We start from the raw sequence: 7,398 nt of genomic DNA on the forward strand, positions 1-7,398 counted from the left end.
GACCGTAGTGTGGCCACCATGCGTGCCCCGCTGCGATCGGTGCTGCACCCCCGGCGCCCCACCGGCGTCGCGGTCGTCACCGACCCCATCGAACGCCGCGCGATCATCGTCGAACTCGCCATCGTCGGCGTCCTCACCTTCCTGTTCTCCGCACTCTCGGCGGCGCTGTCGCTGATCGAGGCACAACTGGCGGGCGGCATCGGCAACAGCACCGTCGCGCTCAACCCGGCACGATCCGATCTCGGCTGGATCGACTTCCTCCGGCAGTTGATGAGCGCACTCCGACTGTTCGCCATCGGCGGCCTCGGCGCCTACCTGCTGTGGCGCAGCGGTCTCCTCGAACGCGCCGGCCTCGGGCGCTGGCGGCCGCGCCGCGACATCCCGGCCGGCCTCGGGCTGGCGGCCCTCGTCGGACTGCCCGGTCTCGCGCTGGTCGCGATCGCCCGTGCCCTCGGCGTCAACGCCCACCTGGTGCCCAGCGAGGTCGACGGCGTGTGGTGGCGCTGGCCGATCCTGATCCTGCTCGCCGTGGGCAACTCTGCCGCGGAGGAGATCATCGTCGTCGCCTACTTCATCACCCGGCTACGACAGCTCGGGACCTCGGAGAACAGCTCGCTGATCGCCAGTTCGGTGTTGCGCGGCGGCTACCACCTGTATCAGGGGTTGGGCGCAGGCCTGGGCAATCTGGTGATGGGTCTGGTCTTCGGCCGGTTCTTCCAGATCACGTCACGGGTGTGGCCGCTCGTCGTCGCCCACGCCGTGATGGACATCGTCGCGTTCGTTGGTTACGCCCTGCTCCACGAACATCTGAGCTGGGTGGGGTAAGGCGCGCTCTGAGCGGCTCCAGCGTCAGAATTGCTGGACGAATCGATACCACTCATCCTCGAACCCGCGATAGGTGATCTCGCGCTCGTCACCGGACCGCTCGGTCGGCGGACCGTCCGGCAGATATGCGAGGCCGACCGAGTCGACCAGGCCACCCTTCATGAAGAACCGGCATCCACCATCCGCCGATTCGATTCGCCACACCTCGTAGACACCGATCTTCGTCTCGTCGAGTGACTCGTCGCAACGATCGGCCGCGGCCTCCAACGCGGGCCTCGACACCGCGAACCCGACCCGTGACGGAACATCGGCCACCGCGAGGATCACCGTGACCAAGATGACGAGCGGAGCGACTGCAGACAATCGGAATCGCCGATACCGAAAGCATCCGAACACAGCCAACACCAACCAGATCGCCGCGAACCCGAGCAACGCCCACATCGCGAGGACGAGGTAGGCGAAATCCGCAGTCGGGGGAACGAGCGTCCACAGGAGGGCGCCGCAGGCAGCAATGACCGCGAGCGTGGTCGCGACGACGAGTGCGGTCCACCAACGTCCTGGACCTCGGTCCTGGGCTTCGGTCATGAGGGGACTTCTCCAACACGCCGCGCTACGCAGGCGGCGGGCCTGCTTGCGGCGTATACGGATACCGCGGATAGGGCTGTGGGGGCTGATTCTGGGGCGGGAAGCTGTGGGGCGGGAAGTTCTGGGGATGGTGCGCCATCGGGCCGGGTTGCGGATACCCCGGGGCGTAGTACCCGTAGGCCTGCTGCGCCGCCTCGATCTGACTCGCCTGGCGGAGCAGCCGCCCGCGGCGTCGGTGCAGCATGATGGCGCCGAGGGCCGCTGCGCCCGGGATCAGGAGTGTGCCGATGACGCGGCCCGCGGACTCGGCAGCCGAACCCGACTCACTCACCATCGGCTCACTGGTCGATCGGGTGGCGTTGCCCAGCATGCCGAGGAGCAGCACCCCGACGACGACCCACAGCAGCACGGCCCCGCCCCGCGCGGAACCGGCCCGCTGGCGGAGGACGCGGGGATCGAGTGGTGGCGCCATCCCCGTCGGGGGTCGGCCGGACTGCGGCGGGTAGCTCATGCAGGGATCGTAAGGAGGCCGGCCCCGGTGCGACGAACGCACTCGGCTGATTCGGTCAGGCGAACGACACGCGGTCACACCATCAGGTCGTCGAGGACATAGGGCGGGGCCCCGACGCCGACGATGCGCACCGCCCCGGACGGCGTGACCTCGGCCAGCCGCGCATCGACCGGCTCACGCCCGTCGACGGACACCGTCACCGTGCGCACCCGGTCGTCCTTCCATCGTCGGATCTCGTCACCGAAAGCCGTACCGGCCCAGTGATAGCGGCCGTCCAGGGGATCGAGGTGGCCGACCAGACGCAGCCGGACCACGAGGTCGGCGCAGCCGTCCGCCGACATCGCCGCGGCGCCGTCGAACACCTCGTCGTCGATGGATTCCACACCCGGCCAGTCGTAGTCGTCGGGCCGGAATCGGCGCAGGCGCGCGCGTCGACGTCGCGGGTTCGCGATCATCGCCCATTCGTTCTCGATTGGACGGCGCACGGTGACGCTCACCGCGCCCGACATCGCGAGGTGTTCGACCATGGCCACCACGTAGTCGAGGGCGCGTGCGTCATCGAGGAACACCTCCCCCTCCCGACTGGCGGTGACCAGGCCCAAATAACTTCCGGCGGGTGCGGGACCCGCACGCACGATCAGGCCCGCACGACGCCCGTCGTCGATGATCTCGATGGGCAACGGGGAACGCCGAATTCGGGATCGCAGTCGCTCTGCCAGCGGTCCGCGCCCACAGACCGCCACCGACGCCGCGGTGGTCACGGCAGGAACCCGCCGCGACGCCACCCGGACCGGGACAGCCTGCTCATCAGTCCGGCATCCTCGAAAAATGCTGCGAGCGAGGCGAACCCACGGACCTGAACGTCGTGGAAGTGCGGGTTGGATCTCGCCGCGCGTGCCGCCGCCCGGCCATCCAGCCCGGCGCGCCGGTACATGGCGGGGTTGGTGAAGAGCCGTTGGAACAGGACACCGGCGATCGCGTGACCGTTGGCCGCGACGAAAGTTTCCCACCGGCTACGGGTGGGCTTGCGCCGCATGATCCCGTCGCGCGCGAAGCCGATGTGACGGGCCTCTTCGGCGACATGGACCTGCATCAGCCGCGCCACCAGCGGTTGCAACTGTGGGTCGTCGAGCATCTCGCGCTGCAGGGCGTCGAAGATCTCCTCACCGACCAGCGCGGCGACCCACAGCAGACTGCCCCGCAACGCATTCGGCAGCACCTTCATCACCGCCCGCTCCCACAACCTCATGTTGTACGGGCGTGCCCCGGACCATTCGATGGCCCGGCCGAACATCACCATGTGCCGACATTCGTCGCCCATCTCGGTGAGCGCGTAGTGGGTGCTGGCCGACGCAGGGTCGGCGGTCATCAACTGCGCCAGCAACGTGCGGTTGAGCAGGTTCTCGAACCAGATCCCGACCGAGAGAATGTTCGCGAGTTCCTGACGCGACACCTCGATGCGCTGCTCGTCGGAGAGCCGCTCCCACAGGTCGGTGCCCGTGAGGGTCACCACGCGCGGCGGTAGGAAGTAGCGGTCGGGTTCCGGTCCGCGATCCCAGTCGAGATCGACGACCGGATCATAGGAGCGCTTCACCGATCCGTTGATCAGGCGCTGAGAGATGACCTCCCGTCCCGACGTCTCGCCCTGTCTCACCTGCGATGTCATCGTCATCGCGCACCTCCTGCGATGGAATCGGCTGTGACCTCCGACACTAGGATCGCCGCGCCTATGTGTCAACACTCACTGTCACAATGGCTGGTGGGTGATTTTCGGCTGCCGGTGGACGGCGGACGCGGCGCGGCGGGGATGCCCCCGGTGATGCGTACATTGGACGGGATGAACGAGCCGGAGCCGCCGATGATGCGCAGGCGCGACGTCCCCCCGGGGCCGGCGCCGCGCGGCGGCGACCCCGCTCGTCGCGGCACACCGCCCCGGCGGATGCCGCCCCCCAATCCCGAGCCCGGCCGCACCCACCGGGTGCCACCCCCGCACAGTCCACCCCAGCGCAGTCCGGCGCCGCCACCTCCACCTCATCCGCCGCAGCACCCGAACGCGCGGCCACAGGGGGCCCAGGCCCCTGGCCCGACCGCCCATCTGCGTGAACGCCAGGCCGGCGACGGCCGTTATCGTCCGCCGCTTGCATGGTCGGATTCGTCGGAACCCGGCCGCGCCGGGCGGGGGTACGCGCCGACCCAGAAGCCCGAGCCAATCCCGGCGGCCGAGCGCACCCGTCGCCCGGTTCCCGACCGCGCGGGTTCCTCCCCGCGCAGCAGCAGTGGCGCGCCGCCTCGACGCCCGGGAAGCAGGTCGGGACGACCGGTCGGGACGCCGAAACCACGACGACGTCGTCGCCGTATTCGCGTCGGCCGGTTGCTACTGGTGGCGCTGCTGCTCCTGGTGGTCGCGTCGGTCGGCCTCGTCTTCTATTACGACGGCAAGCTCCACCGCACCGACGCACTCGCGGCATATGCCGGACGCCCGGTCGACACCCCTGGCACGAATTGGCTGATCGTCGGGACGGATTCGCGGGCCGACCTGAGTGACGCCGAGCGCGCGGAGTTGTCCACCGGAGACAGCGACGGGTCCCGCACCGACACCATCATGATGGTGTACAAGCCGCCGAGCGGCGATGCCATGCTCATCAGCGTCCCGCGCGACCTGTACGTCCCCGTCCCGGGACAGGGATCGCACAAGATCAACGCGGCGTTCAACTTCGGTGGGCCGCAACTGCTCGTGCAGACCCTCGAACAGCTCAGCGGGGTGCGCATCGACCACTACGCCGAGATCGGGTTCGGCGGGTTCGACCAGGTCGTCGACGCGGTCGGCGGGGTGGAGATCTGCCTCGATCAGCCCCTCAACGACCCGCTCGCCGGCCTGAACCTTCCCGCCGGCTGCCAGGAACTGAACGGGCAGCAGGCACTCGGGCTGGTGCGCACGCGGGCTTTCCCGAACGCCGACCTGGAACGGATCGAGAACCAGCGCAAGTTCCTCAGCGCGCTCATGGCGAAGGCGACGAGCCCCGCGGTGTTGCTGAATCCGTTCGCGCTCGTACCGTTCGTCAACTCCGCGGTGGATGCGGTCACCGTCGACGAGGGCGACCATCTGTGGAACCTGGCCGGGCTGGCGTGGTCGTTACGTGGCGATCCGATCACCACCACCGTTCCCACGGGAGGCAACGAGTACACCTCCGACGGCTCCTCCCTCGCTGTGAGCGACACCACCGAACAGTTCTTCACGTACGTCCGCAAGGGCGCGCCGGTTCCCGAGGATCTGCTGTCCGAACAGGGCGGAGTCGTCGGCGGCTGATTCGATCCGCCTCCGAAATATGGTGAGGCTCAAATCAGTTAGGCTGCGCTGATCCGAAATAGCTTTTTGACGTGCTCGTATTCTGGTGTCATGACATCGAATACCGGTGAGTCCGTGTTCCACAAACTGTTGCACGATCAGATCGGCAACGAGTTCGCCGCCGCGCAGCAGTACATCGCGGTCGCGATCTACTACGACAGCCACGACATGCCCCAGCTGGCCAAGCACTTCTATGCCCAGGCCGTCGAAGAACGCAATCACGCGATGATGATCGTGCAGTACTTCCTCGACCGCGACGTCGACGTCGAGATCCCCGGAGTCCCGGCGCCCCGCAACGATTTCGCCGACTATCGCGAACCGATCGAGCTGGCGTTGGCGCAGGAGAAGTCGGTCACCGAACAGATCGTCGACCTCGCACGCGCGGCGCGCGACTCCGGCGATTACATGGGCGAGCAGTTCATGCAGTGGTTCCTCGCCGAGCAGGTCGAGGAGGTCGCCACCATGACCACGTTGCAGACCATCGCCGAACGCGCGCAGGGCAATCTGTTCGACCTGGAGAACTTCGTCGAGCGCGAGATCAACGGCGCCGCACCGGAGTCCGCGACACCGCCCGCGGCCGCCGGCGGCAACCTCTGACCTAGCGCAGGGTGACCTGCCGCCCGCGGATGCCGTCACGCGACCGCACCTCCGCGGTGCTCAGATCGCCGTCGACCGCCAACGCCTCGGAGAGCCAGTCGTCGAACTGATCGAGTCCCGCCGACCATTCCTCGTGGTGCAGTTCGTTGTCGAGGTCGAAGACGGGGACCAGCAGTCCATGGGTGCGGAACGATCCGGCGAACCGCGAACCCTCGCCGAGGGTGAGTCGGCCCGCCGCATGGAGACGGGCCAGGGCGTTCATCACCTCGTCCTCGGGTTCGGGCCGGACCCATCGGAGGTGCGCCCGTTCCCCGGCGTCGACCCACCACGGGGCGCCGATCCCGCTCTTCGCGGTCAGGCGGGCGCTGGGCATGATCGAATCCTTGGCCTGTTCGAGCATGTCGGCGAACTCGGCCGGGACATCGGCGCCCGGCGGGAACCACCACGCGAAATCGTCGTGCACGACGACGTCGAGAGTGCTGTCCGGATCGATGACGTCGACGAGCGCCGGCGGGTCGTCCGAGCGCACGTAGTCGGCGTCCGGCTCGGCCCGCGTCGACCACACGACCGCGTCGGCGATCTCACGCTCGACATCGTCGGGGTCCATCTCGGTCTGCAGGGCGACAATGCCCTGCGGGCCGTCGTCGGTGTTGCGGACGAGTGCACGCACGGCGCCCGGCAGGATGCTGGCGAGGACGACGTCACGGTCGGCGCCCTGTTTCAGGGTGCCGGCGCCCAGATCGACTGTCGCGGAGGCCAGGAAGGCACGCATCGCGACCAGATCACATTCGGCGGCGAGGCCCGCGAACGGCCGCGGCGGCGGCGCCATGGCAGCCCGCTGACGCTCCTTGCGTGCCGCCACCCGCTCGGCCCGGTTGCTCCCCGGTCGTGGCCCGCTGCCTCGTTTGCTCTTCTTCGCCATGCGTCCACCTTCTCACGGGGTTCCGTCGGCGAGAGCACCCCTTGGTCCCTGAGGAGCCCGCGACGAAGGAGCGTGCGTCACGAAGGGCACCGCAACATCCACAGAATGCACACACCGATTCGCCGCAATCCACAGGTTACTCCGCGGAGCCTCGACCCGCCCGACGTCCCCGACAATGACGAGATGGCATGGGCATACCTCCTGGAATGTGCCGACGGGAAGTACTACGTCGGAAGCACGCGAGACCTGGAAGCACGACTGCAACAACACAGCTCCGCGATGATCGGGTTCACCGCCACCCGACGGCCGATCAAGCTCGTGTGGCAAGCAGAGCTCGACACCGTCGCGGACGCGTACGCCATCGAACGGCGTATCCACGGCTGGTCCCGTCGCAAGAAGCAGGCTCTGATCGCCGGTGACATCGACTTGCTTCGCTCGCTGTCCAAGCGGCGCACGAAGAGTGACGATGGAGCGGCCCTTCGTGACGCTCGGCTAGTGTCCTGCGCCATAAATTCGTTAAATAACTGTAACGGAGGGATGTTGCGCGGCAAACGGGCTGCTCGGGCGTGGGATCCTGGGGTATGGCAGGTGGGCGACCGAAGATCGAGTTGG

General features: G+C 68.0%; 9 protein-coding genes. 4 read left to right on the plus strand and 5 right to left on the minus strand.

What is annotated here, in order from left to right:
• The first annotated feature begins 18 nt into the window (after positions 1–18).
• Entirely contained in the window at positions 19–825 is an 807-nt protein-coding gene (locus V1Y59_RS12910) for a CPBP family intramembrane glutamic endopeptidase (RefSeq protein WP_330505355.1), read from the plus strand.
• Positions 826–849: 24 nt separating this feature from the next.
• On the opposite strand, the gene V1Y59_RS12915 is transcribed toward V1Y59_RS12910, so the two are convergent.
• The 4 genes from V1Y59_RS12915 to V1Y59_RS12930 form a co-directional block, all read right to left on the minus strand.
• Positions 850–1,410, minus strand: a complete 561-nt coding sequence (locus tag V1Y59_RS12915) for a hypothetical protein (protein WP_330505356.1) — start codon at positions 1,408–1,410, stop codon at positions 850–852.
• Between the two features lie 25 nt (positions 1,411–1,435).
• Positions 1,436–1,921 carry a hypothetical protein gene (locus V1Y59_RS12920; RefSeq protein WP_330505357.1) on the minus strand — a complete coding sequence of 162 codons (486 nt, stop codon included), beginning with the start codon at positions 1,919–1,921 and terminating at the stop codon, positions 1,436–1,438.
• Positions 1,922–1,995: 74 nt separating this feature from the next.
• The gene (locus V1Y59_RS12925) at positions 1,996–2,682 is read right to left on the minus strand and encodes a DUF4873 domain-containing protein (protein ID WP_330505358.1); all 687 of its coding nucleotides are present in this window, start codon (positions 2,680–2,682) and stop codon (positions 1,996–1,998) included.
• Positions 2,679–3,593: an AurF N-oxygenase family protein gene (locus V1Y59_RS12930; protein ID WP_330505359.1), complete on the minus strand. Its 915-nt coding sequence runs from the start codon at positions 3,591–3,593 to the stop codon at positions 2,679–2,681. Before V1Y59_RS12930 ends, V1Y59_RS12925 begins: the two co-directional genes overlap by 4 nt.
• A 165-nt stretch (positions 3,594–3,758) precedes the next feature.
• Here V1Y59_RS12930 and V1Y59_RS12935 point away from each other — a divergent pair, with 165 nt between their 5' ends.
• Positions 3,759–5,228 (plus strand): LCP family protein, encoded by a 1,470-nt coding sequence (locus V1Y59_RS12935; protein WP_330505360.1) that lies wholly within the window; start codon positions 3,759–3,761, stop codon positions 5,226–5,228.
• A gap of 90 nt (positions 5,229–5,318) precedes the next feature.
• On the plus strand, positions 5,319–5,864 hold the full coding sequence (locus tag V1Y59_RS12940) for a ferritin (protein WP_330505361.1): 546 nt from the start codon (positions 5,319–5,321) through the stop codon (positions 5,862–5,864).
• Between the two features lies 1 nt (position 5,865).
• Here V1Y59_RS12940 and V1Y59_RS12945 read toward each other — a convergent pair whose 3' ends face one another.
• Positions 5,866–6,786 (minus strand): DUF5926 family protein, encoded by a 921-nt coding sequence (locus tag V1Y59_RS12945; protein WP_330505362.1) that lies wholly within the window; start codon positions 6,784–6,786, stop codon positions 5,866–5,868.
• 105 nt (positions 6,787–6,891) lie between these two features.
• Here V1Y59_RS12945 and V1Y59_RS12950 point away from each other — a divergent pair.
• A partial coding sequence (locus tag V1Y59_RS12950) for a GIY-YIG nuclease family protein (protein WP_330505363.1) occupies positions 6,892–7,398 on the plus strand: 507 nt, incomplete at its 3' end.

This window comes from Gordonia prachuapensis, from assembly GCF_036350515.1.
GTDB classification, from domain to species: domain Bacteria; phylum Actinomycetota; class Actinomycetes; order Mycobacteriales; family Mycobacteriaceae; genus Gordonia; species Gordonia prachuapensis.

What these genes read in the sequence shown, in the direction of transcription:
- V1Y59_RS12910 (WP_330505355.1), top strand. Translation starts at nt 19, where the DNA reads ATGCGTGCCCCGCTGCGATCGGTGCTGCACCCCCGGCGCCCCACCGGC.
- V1Y59_RS12915 (WP_330505356.1), bottom strand. Translation starts at nt 1,410, where the DNA reads ATGACCGAAGCCCAGGACCGAGGTCCAGGACGTTGGTGGACCGCACTC.
- V1Y59_RS12920 (WP_330505357.1), bottom strand. Translation starts at nt 1,921, where the DNA reads ATGAGCTACCCGCCGCAGTCCGGCCGACCCCCGACGGGGATGGCGCCA.
- V1Y59_RS12930 (WP_330505359.1), bottom strand. Translation starts at nt 3,593, where the DNA reads ATGACGATGACATCGCAGGTGAGACAGGGCGAGACGTCGGGACGGGAG.
- V1Y59_RS12935 (WP_330505360.1), top strand. Translation starts at nt 3,759, where the DNA reads ATGAACGAGCCGGAGCCGCCGATGATGCGCAGGCGCGACGTCCCCCCG.
- V1Y59_RS12940 (WP_330505361.1), top strand. Translation starts at nt 5,319, where the DNA reads ATGACATCGAATACCGGTGAGTCCGTGTTCCACAAACTGTTGCACGAT.
- V1Y59_RS12945 (WP_330505362.1), bottom strand. Translation starts at nt 6,786, where the DNA reads ATGGCGAAGAAGAGCAAACGAGGCAGCGGGCCACGACCGGGGAGCAAC.